Origin of the sequence: Microbacterium sp. ProA8 (assembly GCF_039905635.1) — a bacterium.
Classification (GTDB): Bacteria; Actinomycetota; Actinomycetes; order Actinomycetales; family Microbacteriaceae; genus Microbacterium; species Microbacterium chionoecetis.
Window position 1 is genome coordinate 2597164 of the sequence record NZ_CP157000.1, and the last position, 16050, is coordinate 2613213.

Consider the following 16050-nt stretch of genomic DNA (forward strand, 5'->3'; position numbering starts at 1 on the left):
GGCTCCGGCCGCTGCGACGGTCCCCGCTCAGCCCTCGTCGTCGAGCTCGGCCTCGTCGTCGGCTTCGTCGTCGTCATCGACGACCGAGCGGGCGTACCAGGTCTCCCAGTCGTCCATGAGCCCCTGCACGGCCGCATGGAACCGCGCCGATGCCGCACCGGGCGTCGTGTCGCCGAAGTAGCGCGTCACCCACTCCTTGAGACGCGCGACCGCCTCAGGGTCGCCGAGCACCCGCTCGGTCTGGGCGACGACGTCGGGCGCGGCCGCGGCATCCAGCCACTCGCACGCCGACAGATAGCCGTGCATGTCGATCGCCGCCGCCGGATCGGCAGGACGCGTGATGAGGAGCGGCTTGTCGGCCGCGAGCCGATCGTAGACCATCGCCGAGATGTCCACGATCGCCACGTCGGCGGCCGACAGCTGCCAGCCGAGTTCCGGTCCGTCGTCGAAGAAGTGGTGCGCGCCCGGATCCGCGGTGTTCGCCGCGGCGAGCGCGGCGATGATGCGCCGGTTCGCCGCGCCGTATTCGTGGTCCACCACGCCGGACCGCGGGTGCGGGCGATAGATCACGCGGTGGCGCCCGGTGGCGAGCAGCGCACGCACGAGCGCCTCACCGTGGGTGGCGATGGACCCGTAGTGCGCCGAGGGCCGGTCACCCTCCCAGGTGGGCGCGTACAGCACGACGGTGCGCTCGTCCGGCGTGTACGGCAGCGTTCCCGAGTAGTGGTCGGCCTGGGGACGGCCGATCTCGATGGTGCGCCGATCGATGTCGTAGTCCCACAGCACCCGCGAGAGCCGCTCGCGTGCGGCGTCGCCCGCGATCATCGCGTAGTCGTACGCCTTGTACTGGTTGGTGGTCATGTACATCTTGTCGGACTCGCCGTGGTTGATGAACACGTGCCACCGGCGCCCGTACCGGAACATCTGGAAGTTGCGGGTGTTCTGATTCACGTACAGCACGACGCGGATGTCCTGCTTGGCGACGAAGCGCTCCAGATCGCGCACCGTCGGCACGAAGGCGACGGGCAGCGCAGCGTCGTCGAGGAGCGCCTTGGCACCGGTCGCCGCCCGGCTGAGCACGACGACGGGCCACGTCTTCGCGAGGGCTGCGAGAGGCTTGTACCACTGCCGCATCTGGTACATGTTGACCGCGCCGTCGGCGAAGTACACGGCCACGCGGTAGTGGAACGCCGGATGCTGCGGCCGGCCCACGAGCGTGCGTCTCACGTCGATGACGGCCGAGCGGTTGCGCACCGCCTTGCGGACGAGCGCGACCGCCTTCTTTCCATCTGAGACCAGACCCACGCCTCCAGCCTACCCAGCGGCACCCATGACATGATCGACGCGTGCATGTCGAGCAACACGGGCGCAGGGACGCTCCGGTCCCTCCCCCCGATGCCGGCGTGAGCTTCGTGATGCCGGTGCTCAACGAGCACGAATACCTCCGACATGCGGTCGAGACGGTGCTGGCACAGGATGTCGCCGGGCCGACCGAACTGATCCTGGCACTCGGTCCGTCCACCGACGGCACGACCGAGCTCGCCCGCGAGCTCGCCCGCGGCGACGACCGCATCGTGCTGATCGACAACCCCGCCGCGGACATCCCGATCGGCCTCAATCTGGCGATCGGCGCCGGCCGGTACCCGACCGTCGTCCGCGTCGACGCGCACTCCGAACTCGATCCCAGTTACGCCCGCAGCGCCCTCGCGACCCTCGAGAGGGTGCGCGCGGCGAACGTGGGCGGAGTGATGCGCGCCGACGGCCGCACCCCCTTCCAACGTGCGGTCGCGCGCGCCTACAACTCCCCCATCGGACTCGGCGGCGGCGCTTATCACGGCGGAACGCAGGAGGGTGAGGCCGAATCGGCGTACCTGGGTGTGATGCGCCGCGCGGTGCTCGATGAAGTGGGCCTCTTCGACGAGACCATCCGCCGCGGCGAGGACTGGGAGCTCAATCTCCGCATCCGCCGCGCCGGCTATCGCGTGTGGTTCGATCCGACGCTCGCCGTCACGTACTGGCCGCGTGAGAGCTGGACGCGGCTGGTGCGCCAGTTCTCGGCCACCGGGCGCTGGCGCGGCGAGCTCGTCCGCCGGTTCGGGCGCGGCAACTCGCTGCGCTTCTTCGCACCTCCGGCGCTCGTGCTGACGATCCTGCTCGCACTCGTCGTCGGCGTGCTGCAGCTGACGGGCGTGGTGCAGGGATGGTGGGCGGTCGCGGCATCCGTCGTGTATCTGCCCGTGATCGCCTACGCCGTCCTCATCGTCGGCGTCGCCCTCGGGCCCGGCGGCGGGCACGGCTGGCGCGACAAGCTGTGGACCGCCGCGGTGCTGCCCAGCATGCACCTCGCGTGGGGCTGGGGGTTCGTCCTCGGTGTCGTCGGCGGTGCCCATGACACGGTCGACACCTCCCGCCTGGGCACCCGCAACACGCCTCTGCCATGAGCAGGATGAGGCCGGCGTCCGTCAGACGTCGATGAAGCCCTGATCGAGGATCCGCGTCACCACGCGCTCGGCCGCGTGCCCGTCGTCGCGAGCGTTGAACTTGTCCCGCCAGAGCCGGTAGCGATCGGCGTACGCGGCATCCCCGCCGGCGTCCCCGTCGGCGGCGAGCGCCGCGACCAGTTCGTCCTGCGTGCGCACCATCGGCCCCGGAGCGTGTGCGGCGAGGTCGAAGTAGAACCCGCGCAGCTCGCCGCGGTAGTGCTCCATGTCGGGAACGAGGAAGTACATCGGCTTGCCGGTCACCGAGAAGTCGAACATCACCGACGAGTAGTCGGTGACCAGGGCATCGGCGACGAGCAGCAGCAGGGCGGTGTCGGGGAAGCCCGTCACGTCGATCACGCGCGGCCCCTCGGCATCCCGCCCCGGCAGCAGGGTGCGCGAGTGCCCGCGCACCAGCACGACGGCGTCGGTCGCGGCGGCGAGCGCCACCGGGTCGACGAAGTCGACGATCTGGTCCCGGTCGTCTCGCCACGTCGGGGCGTAGAGGATCACCCGCTCACCGGGACGGATGCCGAGTGCCTGGCGCGTCGCCGCGCCGTCGCCGGTGGTCAGCACGTCGTTGCGCGGATAGCCCTCGACCCAGACCGGGCGATTGAGGAACGCGTACGCCTTGCTCAGGATGCGGGCGGCATACGGGTTCTGCGCGAGCAGGACGTTCCAGCGGCGCGACTCGCGCACCACGGCGGCCATGCGCCGAGGGTCGAATCCGGGGCGGTGCAGCGCGAGGCGCTTGAGCGGCGTGCCGTGCCAGGTCTGCAGCACCACCTGGCCCTTGCGGCGGGCGAAGCGCCGGCGCAGCCAGTCGTTCACCACGAGCAGCCGGGCCGCTCCCCGCGCACGCCACCACTCGGGGCTCCCCTCGACGAGCGGGATCGCTCCCTCCGGCACGGCGACCGACAGGTCCACCACGCTCCAGTACCGCGTGACGTCGGGCGCGCGCCGCGCGAGCTCGCGATCGATCGCGAGCGGGTTGCAGCTGGCATTGCGCCCGTAGAAGCTCTCGAAGAACACCGCGTTCTCGAACCCGGACGCCGGTCGCGTGGCATACCGGCGTTCGAGGGCGTCCTGTCCCTCGCCCGAGTCGTACGCCGGGTCCATGGGCGGACCGACGCGCAGCGTCCAGCCGTCGAGCGTCGCGCGCAGCGTGCCGAGCTGAGTGACGGGGAGCGCCTCGGGCGGGTGGATGCCGCTGGCCGTCGCACCGCCGATCCGCACCTCGTACGTCCCCGACGGCAGCGGCAGCTCCGGACCGCCCCAGCGTGCCGCCCGCAACGGCAGCGTCGCCTTCCACGTCTTGCCGCGGCCTGTCACACGCGCCGTGACGCGAGCCCGGGCGCCGACGATCTCGACGGATTCGGGCCGCTCCCCCTCGCCCGCGAGCACGAGCGCAGGGACGCCGTCCGTCGTGAAGCTCGCCTCGGTCATCCGGTTCCTTCCTCGGCACGGGCATCGTGGGCCGTTCCGGCCAGAATCGCACGGTACACCCTCTCGGCATTGCGTCCGTCGCGGAACGCATGCACGCGCGCGCTCAGTGCGGCGGCGCGATCGATCCGCCGCGCGCGCTCGGCGGAATCCCCCAGGACAGCGTCGAGCTGCGCGGCGATGTGGGCCCAGTCGACGGCCCAATCGTCGCCGGCGACATCCGAATAGCGGCCGTAGAACCCGCGGCTCCGCGCGTACTCCTGGACGTCCGGGGCGAGGAACAGCGTGGGCAGCGGCACCAGCGCCGCGTCGAACGCGAGCGACGAGTAGTCCGTCACGAGCGCGTCGAGACCCGGCAGCAGCGGCGTGACGTCCGGCACGCGGTCGCTGCCGAGCGGCTGCACGCGATCGGTCGGGAACGGAGGCCGGTAGTCGCCGGCGCCGAGCGGGTGCGAGCGCACCAGCAGCGTCGCGTCGTGCCGGTTCAGCACCTCGACGATCCTGGTCCACTCGTCGGCGGTCGGTACCGCGGGGTCGGGTGCGCCGTCGCGCCACGTCGGCGCGTACAGCACGAAGCGCGCCTCCGGCGTCGCTCGCGGCACGGCGCGCGCGATGGCCGCCCGAGCGTCGCTGCGGCGCTCCGCGGCCGTGCCGCGAGAGAGCACGTCGACCCGCGGCTCGCCGGTCACCGGCACGCGGGCGTCGGGCAGGGCGAAGGCGGACTCGAGGCGACCTCGCACGGTGTGCGATGCGGCCGGCAGCACGCGGATGCGCCGCGCCGCGCCGCGGTACATCGCGCGCAGCAGACCTCTGACGGTGCCGGCGGCCGGCGTCCGTTCGATCGGGCCGGGTACCCGGAGCGTCTCGGGAGAATCGACGCCGATGCGCTTGAGCGGGATCCCGTGCCACAACTGCACCACGAACGCGCCCGACACGGCGTACCGGTTCACGTCGCCGAAGCCGTGCGTGACCACGATCACCCGGGCGCGCGCGGTGCGCCAGAGGCCCTGCAGCGAACGCTTCGGAACAGCGCGGATGCCGCGGGCCGCGGCATCCGTCGCCTCCTGCTTCGAGCCGACGAGCCAGACCGCGGTGCGACCGTGCGCGGCCGCGACGTCCCAGAGGGCGAGGGCGCCGTCGCCGATGCCGACCGCGCAGCCGAAGACCCATTCGTCACGCGTGCGCGGCACGAGCATCGTCAAGATGCGTCCTGCGGCATACAGCGGCAGCGTCGCGAGCTTTCGCGCGTTGCCCGCGCCGAAAGAGAAAGACGCCATCCCGCGAGCCTACCTGCGAGCCCGTATCGGGACTCGCTGACTCGCGAGATGGCGTCCTGTGGTGTGCAACCGCGCGTGCGGCTACTGCAGCGAGCCCAGCGTCACTTCCGCCGTCTGCGTCTTGCCGTCGCGGACGTAGGTGACCTCCGCCTGGCTTCCGGCCGCCGCGCCGCGCACCTGCGCGGTGAGATCGGTCGAGTCGGTCACGGGAACGCCGTTGAAGGAGATGACGACGTCGCCGGCCTGGAGACCGGCGTTCGCTGCCGCGCCGCCGTCGGTGAGCTCCTTGATGTAGGCCCCGGTGGTCGTCGAACCCTCGACGGATGCCGCGGGCTGCACGGTGGCGCCGAGCAGGCCGTGGGTCGCCTCGCCGTTCTCGATGAGCTCATCGGTGATGCGCTCGACGATGTCGGACGGGATCGAGAAGCCGACGCCGATCGAGCCGGAGCCGTCCGCGGACGAGCCGCCCGCGCTCGCGATGGCGACGTTGATGCCGATGAGCTTGCCGTCGGAGTCGACGAGAGCGCCGCCCGAGTTGCCGGGGTTGATCGCCGCGTCGGTCTGGATGACCGCGATGGAGATGGTCTCGGTGGCCGAGGACTGCTGGTCGCCCTGACCGAAGTCGAAGCGGAACGGCCCTTCCTGACCGTTCTCCTCGGGCTGCTGCTCGTTCTCGTCACCGCTGTCGGGCGCGGCCGACGAGGCGATCTGGATGGAGCGGTTGAGGGCGCTGACGATGCCCTCCGTCACGGAGTTCGCCAGGCCCAGGGGTGCGCCGACCGCCACGGTGGTGTCGCCGACATTCAGCTTGCTCGAGTCGGCGAACTCGATCGGGGTCAGGCCCTCGGCATCCTGCAGCTTGATGACCGCGAGGTCGTACGTCGGGTCGGTGCCGACGACCTCGGCGTCGTACACGCGGCCGTCCGAGGTCGTCACACGGACCGTCGCGTCGCCCGTGGCGCCGTCGAGGGTCACGACATGGGTGTTGGTGACGACGTAGCCGTCCTCGGTGAGGACCACGCCCGAGCCGGTTCCCGCTCCGGAGGAGCTCGTCGCGGCGATCGTCACGACGCTCGGCAGCACCTTGGCGGCGATCCCGGTGGTCTGGTTGACCTCGTCGGTGTCGTTGACGGTGACCGTTGCGGGTCCGGCGACCGGAGAGGCGCTCACCGGTGCGAACCACGAGACGCCCGCGTACGCGCCGCCGAGGCCTGCCGCTCCGCCGACGATGGCGGCGGCGACCATGAGCCCCACGATCTTGCCGGCGGCCGCAGGCTTCTTGTCCTTCGTGGTGCTCTTCGCGGTCGAGGTCGGCATCGGGCCCGTGGCGCCGCCGATCGGAAGCGTCGGCTGCGTGTCGGCCGGGTTGACGCCGAAGGACGCACCCGGTGCGGGAGCGGCGGGCTGCTGCTGTCCGGCGTACGAGTGGGGGTACGGGGCGGGCTGCCCCGCGTAGCCCTGCGGACGGGCGTATGCCTGCGCACCTGCCGGGTAACCGGCCGGCGGCGTGGGCGGGGTCGGCGCGGCCGGCTGGGTCGGCGCGGCCTGCGTGCTGTGCGACGCGGTCTGCGCGCTCGGCGCGGCGGTGGCGGCGTGGGCAGCGGGCGTCTGCGGCACGGGCGGGGCAGCGGGAGCGGCGGGCGGCGCCGGCGCGGTGGACGGCGCGGCCGCCTCCGGCTCGGCGGGCGTCTGCGCGGCGGCCTCCGCGGCCGGCTGAGTCGGGACGGCGGGGGTCTGGTCTTCCGGGCGATCGCCCTGGATGTCGCTCATGATTGCTCCTTCTGCCAAGCACTCACCACTGTGCCCACCGATGCTGTGCGTTTCTTATGTCGCGAATGGGACTCGCCTATGCAACAGGGATGAGCCCGCCCGGTACGGTGAAGCGATGCGACAGATCCCCGGAGCCTGGCATCGCACCGCCGCGGGTGCCGGACTCGTCGGTGACGACGGGTCGATCCACCCCACCATCTTCGCGGAGATGTCGGCCCTTGCGGCGCAAACGGGTGCGATCAATCTCGGGCAGGGCTTCCCCGACGAGGACGGCCCCGCAGCGGTGCTCGAGGCGGCACGCGCGGCCATCGCCAACGGTGTCAACCAGTATCCGCCGGGCCGCGGCATCCCGGATCTGCTCTCCGCCATCGCGGAGCACCAGGAGCGGTTCTACGGCCTCCTGCTGGATCCCGCCCGGGACGTGCTGGTGACCGCCGGTGCCACCGAGGCGCTCGCCGCCGCGCTGCTGGCATTGCTCGACGGCCCCGACGACGAGGTGGTCGTCTTCGAGCCGCACTACGACTCGTACGCCGCGATCGTGGCGCTGGCGGGTGCGCGGCTGGTGACGGTGCCGCTGCGGTGGCCGGACTTCCAGCCCGACCTCGAGGAGCTGCGCGCCGCGGTCGGCGATCGCACCCGCGTCATCCTGGTGAACGACCCCCACAATCCCACCGGCGCCGTGTTCAGCGCCGATGTCCGCGACGAGATCGTGCGTCTCGCGGAGCGCCATGACGCCGTCATCGTCACCGACGAGGTGTACGAGCATCTCGTCTTCGACGAGCCCCACGTGCCCCTCGCGACGCTGCCGGGGGCATGGGGGCGCACGCTGACGATCTCGTCCGGCGGCAAGACCTTCTCGACCACCGGCTGGAAGATCGGCTGGATCTCCGGCCCCGCCGCCCTCGTCGACGCGGTGCTCGCCGTCAAGCAGTTCCTCACCTACGTGAACGGCAGCCCGTTCCAGCCCGCCATCGCCACCGGGCTCCGCCTCGGCGACGACTTCTTCCGCGGCATCGCCGAGACCCTGCGCGCCAAGCGCGACCTCCTCGGCGCCGGTCTCCGCGCCGCGGGCTTCGACGTATCGACGCCGGCCGGTTCCTACTTCACCGTGGCCGACGCGGGCCCGCTGGGGGCAGCGGATGCCGGGGCCTTCTGCCGTGAGCTCCCCGAGCGCGGCGGAGTCGTCGCCATTCCGCTGACCGCCTTCGCCACGCCGGAGCGGCGCGCCGAGTACGCGACGCTGGTGCGGTTCGCGGCGTGCAAGCGCGTCGACGTGCTCGAGGAGGCGGCATCCCGCCTCGCCCGCCTCGTCTGACCGCCGAGCATCCCGCGCTCAGCGCGGCTGCACGCCGAATCGTCGGAGCGCCAGCGCGGGGTTGACCCGCCGCACCCGCCCGATCGCCCCGACGTCGAGGTGCGCCACCGCGACATCGGTCGACGTGCCGACCGCGGCGAGCTCGACCCCCAGCGGATCGACGATGAGCGAGTTGCCCACACCCAAGGGGGGTGGGTGGTCCGCCGCGGCGACGAACACCGTGTTCTCGATCGCCCGGGCGTGCAGCAGTGTGCGCCAGTGGTGCTCCTTGAGCGGCCCGCGCACCCACTCGGCCGGCACGAGGAACACGTCAGCCCCCGCATCGACGAGGAGCCTTCCGACCTCGGGGAACCGCAGGTCGTAACAGGTCATGAGCCCGAACCGGAGTCCGGCGAGCTCGAAGGTCTGCGGCGGGGCGGGCTCCCCGGGCTCGACCCAGTCCGACTCGCGCTGCCCGAAAGCGTCGTACAGGTGCAGCTTGCGGTAGTGCGCGATCAGCCCGGTGCCGTCGACCGCCACGGCGGTGTTGCGCACGCGCTGCTCGTCGCTTCCCCGTTCCAGCAGGCCCGCCACGATCACCATGTGGTGGGTGCCGGCCATCTCGGTGAGGGCCTGCACGAACGGGCCGTCCAGCGGCTGCGCGTGGGCGGTGAGCGACTCGTCGAACGGGTCGACGAAGTAGCTGGAGTACTCCGGGAAGACGATCACGCGGGCGCCTCGAGCGGATGCCGTCGCCACGAGATGTGCGACGGCTTCGATGTTCGCCGCCGCGTCGGCCGTCGGGGCGAATTGCGCGACCGCGATCGGCAGAGTGTCGGTCATCGTGGGTCTCCGTTCGCCCGGATGCGGATTCGCATGATGGCGGGCACCACCAGCCAGAGCACGAGGATCAGCAGCCCCAGCGGGATCAGCGCCCACCAGGCGGCCGCACCGTCGAGGACGACGTCGAACACGAACGCCACGACGCCCACGACCAGCACCGACACCGTCAGCAGCGCGGTGATCAGCGCACCGTGGCCGTAGCGGACGACAGCCGGCTTCGCGCGCTGCTGGAAGAGCACACGGTGCAGCGCCACCGGCGCGAGAGCCACGATCGAGCTGATCGCCGAGAGGACCACGAGGCCGAGGTAGACCGCGCGCTGAGGATCGGAGAGGTCCGCGAACGCCGGCTGGAAAGCGAGGGCGAGCAGGAAGCCCGTGAGGATCTGGGTGCCGGTCTGCAGCACGCGCAGCTCCTGCAGCACCTCGTTCCAGTTGCGGTCGGCCCGCTCCTCGGGCGTCTCGTCTCGGCCGTCGGCGCGGTCATCCTTCGGGTGGGCATCGCGGTCGCCGGGCATGCGCTCATCCTGTCGTGAGCGACGCGAGCACAGCAACCCGCACGCCCCGTGTGCAAGAGCACTCCAAACCCGTGTTAGGCTATTCCTTGTGCCGCGGGGTGGAGCAGCTCGGTAGCTCGCTGGGCTCATAACCCAGAGGTCGCAGGTTCAAATCCTGTCCCCGCAACAGAAAACAAGAAGAGGGCGTCCCGCAAGGGACGCCCTCTTCTTCGTTGTGCTCCGTCCCCACGCCGCCCTAGACGGACTGTCAGTCCGGCGGGTCCATCGCGCCGCTGAGGTCGTCGAGGAACCGCTCGATGACCGCGAGTTCGGACTCGTCGTACCGCATGGCGATCGTGCGCATGGCGCGCAGGCGCTCCCCGAAGACGCGGAAGAAGGCCTGGCGTGCCGTCTCCGTCAGCACGACCACGCGACCACGGCGATCGGTCGGGTGCGGGCGGCGCTCGACGTGTCCCGAATCGACCAGCCGGTCCAGCAGTTTCGTGGTCGAAGCGGTGGAGATCCGCAGGTGCCGTGCGATGTCGCGGGGACTCACCGACTGCTCCTGCCGCTCCCGGATGACGAGGAGCCGCAGCGCCGCCACATCGGTGGCGTTCATGTCCATGTCGTCCTTCATGCCGCTGTGCATGCGCTCCATGGCGTCGCTGACGGCGCGAATCGACGTGAGCACACGCATCACGGCGTGCTCATGATTCGTCTGCGGTTGCCAGCGCTCGGACTTCATGGACGTTCCCTCCGACCCGTTGTAGCATCGCATAGGAAAAATTGCTAGTTTGGCTAGCAATTAGGAGAGGAGTGATCGGATGCCCGACACCGACCACGTGGTGCTGCTGGACGACGACGGAAACCCCATCGGCACCGCGCCCAAGTCGAGCGTGCACGGTCCTGACACAGCGCTTCACCTCGCGTTCTCCTGTCACGTCCTCAACAGCGAAGGACAGGTGCTCCTCACCCGCCGGGCGCTGAGCAAGCGCACGTGGCCGGGCGTGTGGACCAACTCCTTCTGCGGTCACCCTCGTCCCGCGGAACCGGTGCTCTCGGCCGTGCGCCGGCACGCCGACTTCGAGCTGGGGCTCACGCTGAGCGACATCCGCGTCGCACTCCCCCTGTTCCGTTACCGCGCCACCGATGCGAACGGGATCGTCGAGCACGAGGTGTGCCCCGTGTACATCGCCTACACCGACGACGAGCCGGTGATGAACCCGCTCGAGGTGGTGGACTCACGCTGGGTGGAGCCCGAAGCCATCGCGGCCTCGCTCGAGGCGACGCCCTGGGCGTTCAGCCCGTGGCTCGTGCTGCAGGCCGAGCAGCTTCACCTGTTCGACACCCCCGCCCGTCAGCGTCGCGCGTCATGATCCCCGCAGCGACCGACCCGCGGCTGCAGATCGCGATCGACGGGGCGCTGGCGCGCATCCGCGACCGGGCCGTGGAACTCGGTCCCGCGTTCGGAGCCCTGGCAGATGCGATCACGCGGGCCGCGCACGGCGGCAAGCGCCTGCGGCCGGCGCTGGTGACGGCATCCTTCGACGCGTTCCGCACCGACGATGCGAACGCCTCGGCCGCTCTGTCGGTCGCGGCCGCGTTCGAACTGCTGCACACCGCCTTCGTCGTGCACGACGACGTGATCGACCACGACACGATGCGTCGGGGCGTGCCGAACATCGGCGGCGAGTTCCGGCTGCGCGCCCAGGACGGCGGCGCAGACGCCGAGGGCGCTGCCCTGCTCGGCGACGCCGCCGCCATCCTCGCGGGCGACATCCTCCTCCACGAGGCGTTCCGGCTGGTGGCCATGGCCCACACCGACGATGCGACCCGCGACCGCCTCCTCACGCTCCTCGACGATGCCATCGTGGTCTCGGCGGCGGGCGAGCTCGCCGATGTCGAGAACAGCGTCGCGATGCGCCACCCCTCGCGCGGCGCGACCCTCGACACCGCGTTCAACAAGACCGCGGTGTACTCGTTCCGCGCCCCCCTCCAGGCAGGGGCCGTTCTCGGAGGCGCGGACGCCGAGGCGCTGCGCGTGCTCGGAGACGCCGCAGGACGCCTCGGACTCGCCTTCCAGCTCGTCGACGACCTCATCGGAGCGTTCGGCACGACGCAGCAGACCGGACGGGACACGGGTCCCGATCTCCGCGAGAACAAGCGGACGCCGCTGGTCGCTCTCGCGCGTGAATCCGCCTCCGCCGGCCGGGTCGACGAAGCGCTGGCGCTGGCCCGCACCGGCCCGGTGGCGGTTCGCGAAGCGCAGTCCGTGCTCGAATCGAGCGGCGCGCGAGAGCGTATGGTCGCACTTGTGACCGAGACTCTCGCGTCCGTGCGGACGGCGGCCGACGATCCTGCCCTGCCGGCTCGCGCGGGCGTCCTGCTGCGCACCCTCGCCGACGGCATCGAAGCGAGGATCCCGTGAGGCAGGCACAGCGCCGCACCTCGACCGGACTCGCGCTGTACGACCGGGCGGCCGCGGATGCCGCCGCCACGGTGATCGCGCGCTACTCGACCTCGTTCGGGCTCGCGTGCCGCCTGCTCGGGCCGCGTCCCCGTCCCCACGTGCGCAACATCTACGCCCTCGCGCGCATCGCCGACGAGATCGTCGACGGTCCGGCTGCCGAGGCCGGGATGACGCCGCAGGCCATGAGCGAGGTGCTGGATCAGCTCGAGCAGGAGGTCCTCGACGCCACGGACCGCGGGTTCAGCTCGAACCTCGTCGTGCACGCGTTCGCCGGCACGGCGCGCGAGTGCGGGATCGGACCTGAGCTCGTCGCGCCGTTCTTCGCCTCGATGCGGACCGATCTGCACACCCAGCAGCACGACGCCATGTCGCACGACACCTACGTCTACGGCTCGGCCGAGGTCATCGGCCTCATGTGCCTGCAGGTGTTCGTAAACGCCGGGGCGCCGCATCCGATCACTCCGTCACCCGAGCTGACCGAGGGAGCCCGCCGTCTCGGCGCCGCGTTCCAGGACGTCAACTTCCTGCGGGACCGCAATCACGACGATGCGGTGCTGGGCCGGGACTACCTCGGGCTGACCGGCGACGAGGTGGGGCGCACGGCGATCCTCGATCGCATCGACGCCGACCTCGCCGCGGCCGCGCGCACCATTCCGGCGCTCCCGGCCGACTGCCGTCGCGCCGTGACCGCGGCGCACGATCTGTTCGCCGAGCTGGCGGCCCGGCTGCGCACCTGCGGCGACGACGACGCCCGGGTGCGTGTGCCCGACGCCGTCAAAGCGCGTCTCGCGGCACGGGCCCTGCTGGGATTCGCACCACGGGAGGCGCGCGCATGACCACCACCGAAGGAAGCCGGCGCGCCGTCGTCGTCGGCGGCGGCATCGGCGGGCTGGCCGCGTCGGCGCTGCTGGCCACCGAGGGCTGGGACGTCACGCTGTTCGAGGCACGCGACGAGCTGGGCGGCCGTGCGGGTTCGTGGGAGCACGACGGGTTCCGCTTCGACACCGGCCCCAGCTGGTACCTCATGCCCGAGGTGTTCGACCACTACTTCCGGCTGCTCGGCACGACGGCCGACCGCGAGCTCGACCTGGTGCCGCTGGATCCGGCGTACCGCGTGTACTCCGATCCGTCCACCGGCCTCGAGCCGCTCGACATCCGGTCCGGACGCGCCGAGGCCACCGCGCTGTTCGAGAGCGTCGAGCCGGGCGCGGGCGCGAAGCTCGACGCGTACCTCGACTCCGCCGCCGACGCGTACGAGCTGGCCGTCAATCGCTTCCTCTACGACACCTACGAGACGACGGCAGGCCTGAGGGACCCCGCCCTGCTGCGACGGATGCCGCGCCTCGCGCCGCTGCTCACGCGCAGCCTCGCGCGCCACGTCGAGAGCCGCTTCCAGGATCCGCGGCTGCGCCAGATCCTCGAGTATCCGGCGGTGTTCCTGGGCGGCTCACCGTACGGCGTGCCGAGCCTGTACCACCTGATGAGCCACCTCGACCTCGATGACCGCGTGCTGTATCCGCGTGGCGGCTTCACCGAGCTCATCGGGGCGATCGCCCGCCTGGCGGAGGCATCCGGAGTCGTCATCGAGACGGGCGCGCGCGTCACGGCGATCACCACGGAGGCCGGGGCCGCGACCGGCGTCGAGCTCGCCGACGGACGCCGCGTGAGCGCCGATCTCGTCGTGTCCGGCGCCGACCTGCACCACACCGAGACGCAGCTCGTCCCCCGCGCGGAGCAGAGCTACCCCGAGGAATGGTGGCGTTCGCGCACCCCGAGCCCCGGCGCGCTGCTGGTGATGCTCGGCGTCGAGGGGGCGCTGCCGCAGCTCGCCCATCACACGCTGCTGTTCGCGCACGACTGGCGCGCGGGCTTCGACGACATCTTCGGCCCGCATCCGCGCATCCCCGACCCCGCCTCGCTCTACGTCTGCCGCCCCAGCGCCACGGACCCCACCGTGGCGCCTCCCGAGCACGAGAATCTGTTCGTGCTCGTCCCCGTGCCCGCGGACCCCAGCCTCGGGCACGGGGGCATCGGCGGCGCAGGAGACCCGCAGATCGAGGCCGCCGCCGACCGCGTCATCGCGCAGATCGCCGAATGGTGCGGCATCCCGGATCTGGCGAGCCGCGTCGTCGTGCGCCGCACGGTCACCCCGGGCGACTTCGCCGACGATCTCGGCGCCTGGCGCGGCAACGCGCTCGGCCTCGCGCATACGCTCGGGCAGAGTGCGGTCTTCCGGCCGCGCAATGCGTCGCGGCGCGTCGACGGCCTGTCGTACGTCGGCGCCTCCACGCTGCCGGGGATCGGCCTGCCGATGTGCCTCATCTCCGCCGAGCTGGTCGTCAAACGGCTCCGCGGCGACCGGTCGCCCGGTCCTCTCGCCGAACCTGCGAGAGTGTAGGCATGCCGGGTGTGTATCTCGCCGCGATCCTCGCCTCCGCCGCCGGCATCCTGCTGATCGATCGGCGGTGGCGGCTCGCCGCCTGGGCAGCGCCCGGTCGGACGCTCGCCGCCGTGGGCATCGGCACGGCGTTCTTCCTCGCCTGGGACGCGGTCGGGATCGCCACGGGCGTGTTCGTCAAGGGCGGCAGCCCGCTGCTGCTGGGCATCGATCTCGCGCCGCATCTCCCGCTCGAAGAGCCGGTCTTCCTGGCCTTCCTGAGCTATCTGGCGCTGGTCGCCTGGGCGGGCGTTCAGCGCCTGCTCGATCGCCGGTGGACGGATGCCGCGGCGTCGACGTCGGAGGCAGCCCGATGACATACCCGCTCATCGTCGTGCCCTTCCTCGCGATCACCGTGGTCCTCGTGCTGCTCACGGCGCGACGCCCGCGCTTCGCGCAGCGGATGACGGCGTCCGCCCTGGCCGCCGGCATCCTGGTGATCCTCACCGCCGTGTTCGACAACCTGATGATCGCCGCCGGCCTCTTCACCTATCCCGAGTCGCTCATCTCCGGGGTGCGGATCGGCCTGGCCCCGATCGAGGACTTCGCCTATCCGCTCTGCGCGGCGTTCCTCGTTCCCGCGGTGTTCACGCTGCTCCCGTCTCGCCCAAGGCGAGCGGAGGTGCGCTCATGACCGCCGCACCACCCCTCGGCACAGGGGCCGTCGTGCGACAGCTGTTCATCTCGTCGCGGCCGGTGAGCTGGATCAACACCGCCTACCCCTTCGCCGCCGCGTACCTGCTGACCGCACGTCAGATCGACGCGACCCTCATCATCGGCACGCTGTTCTTCCTCGTGCCGTACAACCTCGCCATGTACGGCATCAATGACGTCTTCGACTACGAGTCCGACCTGCGCAACCCGCGCAAGGGCGGGGCGCACGGGGCGGTGCTCGACCGGCGCCTGCACCGGGTGACGCTGTGGACGGCGGGGCTGCTGTGCCTGCCGTTCGTCGCCTACCTCGTCGTCGTCGGCTCCCCCGCGTCGTGGCTCGTGCTCGCGGCGAGCCTGTTCTTCGTGGTCTTCTACAGCGCGCCGCCGCTGCGCCTCAAGGAGCGGCCGTTCGCGGACTCGGTGACCAGCAGCATCCACTTCTTCTCCCCGGCCGTCTACGCGCTCGTGCTCGCCGGGGCGACGTGGACGCTGCCGCTCGTCGGGCTCATCGTCGCGTTCGCTCTCTGGGGGGTCGCCTCCCACGCGTTCGGTGCGGTGCAGGATGTCGTAGCCGACCGCGAAGCCGGCATCGCGTCGATCGCGACCGCGCGGGGCGCACGATGGACGGTCCGCTTCGCGCTCGGCTGCTACGCCGCGGCCGGCGTCGCCATGCTCGCGACGAGCTGGCCGGGCCCGCTGGCCGCGGTCCTCGTCGTGCCCTATCTCGCGACGGTCTGGCCCTACCGCTCGGTCCTCGATGCCGACGCGGCGACGGCAACGACGGGATGGCGGCGCTTCCTGTGGCTGAACCAGCTGTCGGGCTTCGCGGTGACGCTGCTGCTCATCTGGTACGCGATCCTCACCGCGTAGGACGACGGCGAAGGGCCG

16 protein-coding genes and 1 tRNA gene are annotated in these 16050 nt (G+C 71.5%); 10 read left to right on the forward strand and 7 right to left on the reverse strand.

Features of this window, described 5'->3' with window-relative positions; genetic code table 11:
* Positions 1-27: 27 nt before the first annotated feature.
* Positions 28-1305: a CDP-glycerol glycerophosphotransferase family protein gene (locus ABG085_RS11630; protein WP_347975903.1), complete on the reverse strand. Its 1278-nt coding sequence runs from the start codon at positions 1303-1305 to the stop codon at positions 28-30.
* 98 nt (positions 1306-1403) lie between these two features.
* Here ABG085_RS11630 and ABG085_RS11635 point away from each other — a divergent pair, with 98 nt between their 5' ends.
* Complete coding sequence (locus ABG085_RS11635) at positions 1404-2441, forward strand: glycosyltransferase family 2 protein (RefSeq protein WP_347975904.1); 1038 nt, start codon at positions 1404-1406, stop codon at positions 2439-2441.
* 21 nt (positions 2442-2462) lie between these two features.
* Here the strand turns inward: ABG085_RS11635 and ABG085_RS11640 are convergent, their stop codons facing one another.
* The 3 genes from ABG085_RS11640 to ABG085_RS11650 all read right to left on the reverse strand — a co-directional run bounded on the left by ABG085_RS11640 (position 2463) and on the right by ABG085_RS11650 (position 6970).
* Complete coding sequence (locus ABG085_RS11640; protein WP_347975905.1) at positions 2463-3926, reverse strand: CDP-glycerol glycerophosphotransferase family protein; 1464 nt, start codon at positions 3924-3926, stop codon at positions 2463-2465.
* A complete protein-coding gene (locus ABG085_RS11645; RefSeq protein WP_347975906.1) occupies positions 3923-5200 on the reverse strand; it encodes a CDP-glycerol glycerophosphotransferase family protein in 1278 nt (425 codons plus the stop codon). The genes ABG085_RS11640 and ABG085_RS11645 overlap by 4 nt, the downstream gene beginning before the upstream one ends.
* Before the next feature lie 81 nt (positions 5201-5281).
* Complete coding sequence (locus ABG085_RS11650) at positions 5282-6970, reverse strand: trypsin-like peptidase domain-containing protein (RefSeq protein WP_347975907.1); 1689 nt, start codon at positions 6968-6970, stop codon at positions 5282-5284.
* A gap of 115 nt (positions 6971-7085) precedes the next feature.
* Here ABG085_RS11650 and ABG085_RS11655 point away from each other — a divergent pair, with 115 nt between their 5' ends.
* Positions 7086-8285, forward strand: coding sequence for an aminotransferase class I/II-fold pyridoxal phosphate-dependent enzyme (locus tag ABG085_RS11655; RefSeq protein WP_347975908.1), 1200 nt, complete (start codon positions 7086-7088; stop codon positions 8283-8285).
* Between the two features lie 18 nt (positions 8286-8303).
* Here the strand turns inward: ABG085_RS11655 and ABG085_RS11660 are convergent, their stop codons facing one another.
* Together ABG085_RS11660 and ABG085_RS11665 are read right to left on the reverse strand one after the other, a co-directional pair.
* On the reverse strand, positions 8304-9107 hold the full coding sequence (locus ABG085_RS11660) for a carbon-nitrogen hydrolase family protein (RefSeq protein ID WP_347975909.1): 804 nt from the start codon (positions 9105-9107) through the stop codon (positions 8304-8306).
* On the reverse strand, positions 9104-9622 hold the full coding sequence (locus ABG085_RS11665; RefSeq protein WP_347975910.1) for a DUF6328 family protein: 519 nt from the start codon (positions 9620-9622) through the stop codon (positions 9104-9106). The genes ABG085_RS11660 and ABG085_RS11665 overlap by 4 nt, the downstream gene beginning before the upstream one ends.
* A 92-nt stretch (positions 9623-9714) precedes the next feature.
* On the opposite strand from ABG085_RS11665, the gene ABG085_RS11670 reads away from it, so the two are divergent.
* Positions 9715-9788: transfer RNA gene (locus ABG085_RS11670), tRNA-Met, on the forward strand.
* An 81-nt stretch (positions 9789-9869) separates the two neighbouring features.
* On the opposite strand, the gene ABG085_RS11675 is transcribed toward ABG085_RS11670, so the two are convergent.
* Complete coding sequence (locus ABG085_RS11675) at positions 9870-10346, reverse strand: MarR family transcriptional regulator (RefSeq protein WP_347975911.1); 477 nt, start codon at positions 10344-10346, stop codon at positions 9870-9872.
* 79 nt (positions 10347-10425) lie between these two features.
* Here ABG085_RS11675 and idi point away from each other — a divergent pair, with 79 nt between their 5' ends.
* From idi to ABG085_RS11710, 7 genes are read left to right on the forward strand one after another with little or no spacing between them, the layout of a single operon-like run.
* Positions 10426-10977, forward strand: a complete 552-nt coding sequence (idi, locus tag ABG085_RS11680) for an isopentenyl-diphosphate Delta-isomerase (protein ID WP_347975912.1) — start codon at positions 10426-10428, stop codon at positions 10975-10977.
* A complete protein-coding gene (locus tag ABG085_RS11685; RefSeq protein WP_347975913.1) occupies positions 10974-12029 on the forward strand; it encodes a polyprenyl synthetase family protein in 1056 nt (351 codons plus the stop codon). The genes idi and ABG085_RS11685 overlap by 4 nt, the downstream gene beginning before the upstream one ends.
* Positions 12026-12907 (forward strand): squalene/phytoene synthase family protein, encoded by an 882-nt coding sequence (locus ABG085_RS11690; protein ID WP_347975914.1) that lies wholly within the window; start codon positions 12026-12028, stop codon positions 12905-12907. The genes ABG085_RS11685 and ABG085_RS11690 overlap by 4 nt, the downstream gene beginning before the upstream one ends.
* Positions 12904-14469, forward strand: a complete 1566-nt coding sequence (gene crtI, locus ABG085_RS11695) for a phytoene desaturase family protein (protein WP_347975915.1) — start codon at positions 12904-12906, stop codon at positions 14467-14469. The genes ABG085_RS11690 and crtI overlap by 4 nt, the downstream gene beginning before the upstream one ends.
* A 2-nt stretch (positions 14470-14471) precedes the next feature.
* The gene (locus ABG085_RS11700) at positions 14472-14825 is read left to right on the forward strand and encodes a lycopene cyclase domain-containing protein (RefSeq protein ID WP_347975916.1); all 354 of its coding nucleotides are present in this window, start codon (positions 14472-14474) and stop codon (positions 14823-14825) included.
* Positions 14822-15142: a lycopene cyclase domain-containing protein gene (locus tag ABG085_RS11705; protein WP_347975917.1), complete on the forward strand. Its 321-nt coding sequence runs from the start codon at positions 14822-14824 to the stop codon at positions 15140-15142. Before ABG085_RS11700 ends, ABG085_RS11705 begins: the two co-directional genes overlap by 4 nt.
* Positions 15139-16032, forward strand: coding sequence for a prenyltransferase (locus tag ABG085_RS11710; protein WP_347975919.1), 894 nt, complete (start codon positions 15139-15141; stop codon positions 16030-16032). The genes ABG085_RS11705 and ABG085_RS11710 overlap by 4 nt, the downstream gene beginning before the upstream one ends.
* Positions 16033-16050 lie beyond the last annotated feature (18 nt).

What these genes read in the sequence shown, in the direction of transcription:
- ABG085_RS11640 (WP_347975905.1), bottom strand. Translation starts at nt 3,926, where the DNA reads ATGACCGAGGCGAGCTTCACGACGGACGGCGTCCCTGCGCTCGTGCTC.
- ABG085_RS11645 (WP_347975906.1), bottom strand. Translation starts at nt 5,200, where the DNA reads ATGGCGTCTTTCTCTTTCGGCGCGGGCAACGCGCGAAAGCTCGCGACG.
- ABG085_RS11650 (WP_347975907.1), bottom strand. Translation starts at nt 6,970, where the DNA reads ATGAGCGACATCCAGGGCGATCGCCCGGAAGACCAGACCCCCGCCGTC.
- ABG085_RS11655 (WP_347975908.1), top strand. Translation starts at nt 7,086, where the DNA reads ATGCGACAGATCCCCGGAGCCTGGCATCGCACCGCCGCGGGTGCCGGA.
- ABG085_RS11660 (WP_347975909.1), bottom strand. Translation starts at nt 9,107, where the DNA reads ATGACCGACACTCTGCCGATCGCGGTCGCGCAATTCGCCCCGACGGCC.
- ABG085_RS11665 (WP_347975910.1), bottom strand. Translation starts at nt 9,622, where the DNA reads ATGCCCGGCGACCGCGATGCCCACCCGAAGGATGACCGCGCCGACGGC.
- ABG085_RS11675 (WP_347975911.1), bottom strand. Translation starts at nt 10,346, where the DNA reads ATGAAGTCCGAGCGCTGGCAACCGCAGACGAATCATGAGCACGCCGTG.
- idi (WP_347975912.1), top strand. Translation starts at nt 10,426, where the DNA reads ATGCCCGACACCGACCACGTGGTGCTGCTGGACGACGACGGAAACCCC.
- ABG085_RS11685 (WP_347975913.1), top strand. Translation starts at nt 10,974, where the DNA reads ATGATCCCCGCAGCGACCGACCCGCGGCTGCAGATCGCGATCGACGGG.
- crtI (WP_347975915.1), top strand. Translation starts at nt 12,904, where the DNA reads ATGACCACCACCGAAGGAAGCCGGCGCGCCGTCGTCGTCGGCGGCGGC.
- ABG085_RS11700 (WP_347975916.1), top strand. Translation starts at nt 14,472, where the DNA reads ATGCCGGGTGTGTATCTCGCCGCGATCCTCGCCTCCGCCGCCGGCATC.
- ABG085_RS11705 (WP_347975917.1), top strand. Translation starts at nt 14,822, where the DNA reads ATGACATACCCGCTCATCGTCGTGCCCTTCCTCGCGATCACCGTGGTC.
- ABG085_RS11710 (WP_347975919.1), top strand. Translation starts at nt 15,139, where the DNA reads ATGACCGCCGCACCACCCCTCGGCACAGGGGCCGTCGTGCGACAGCTG.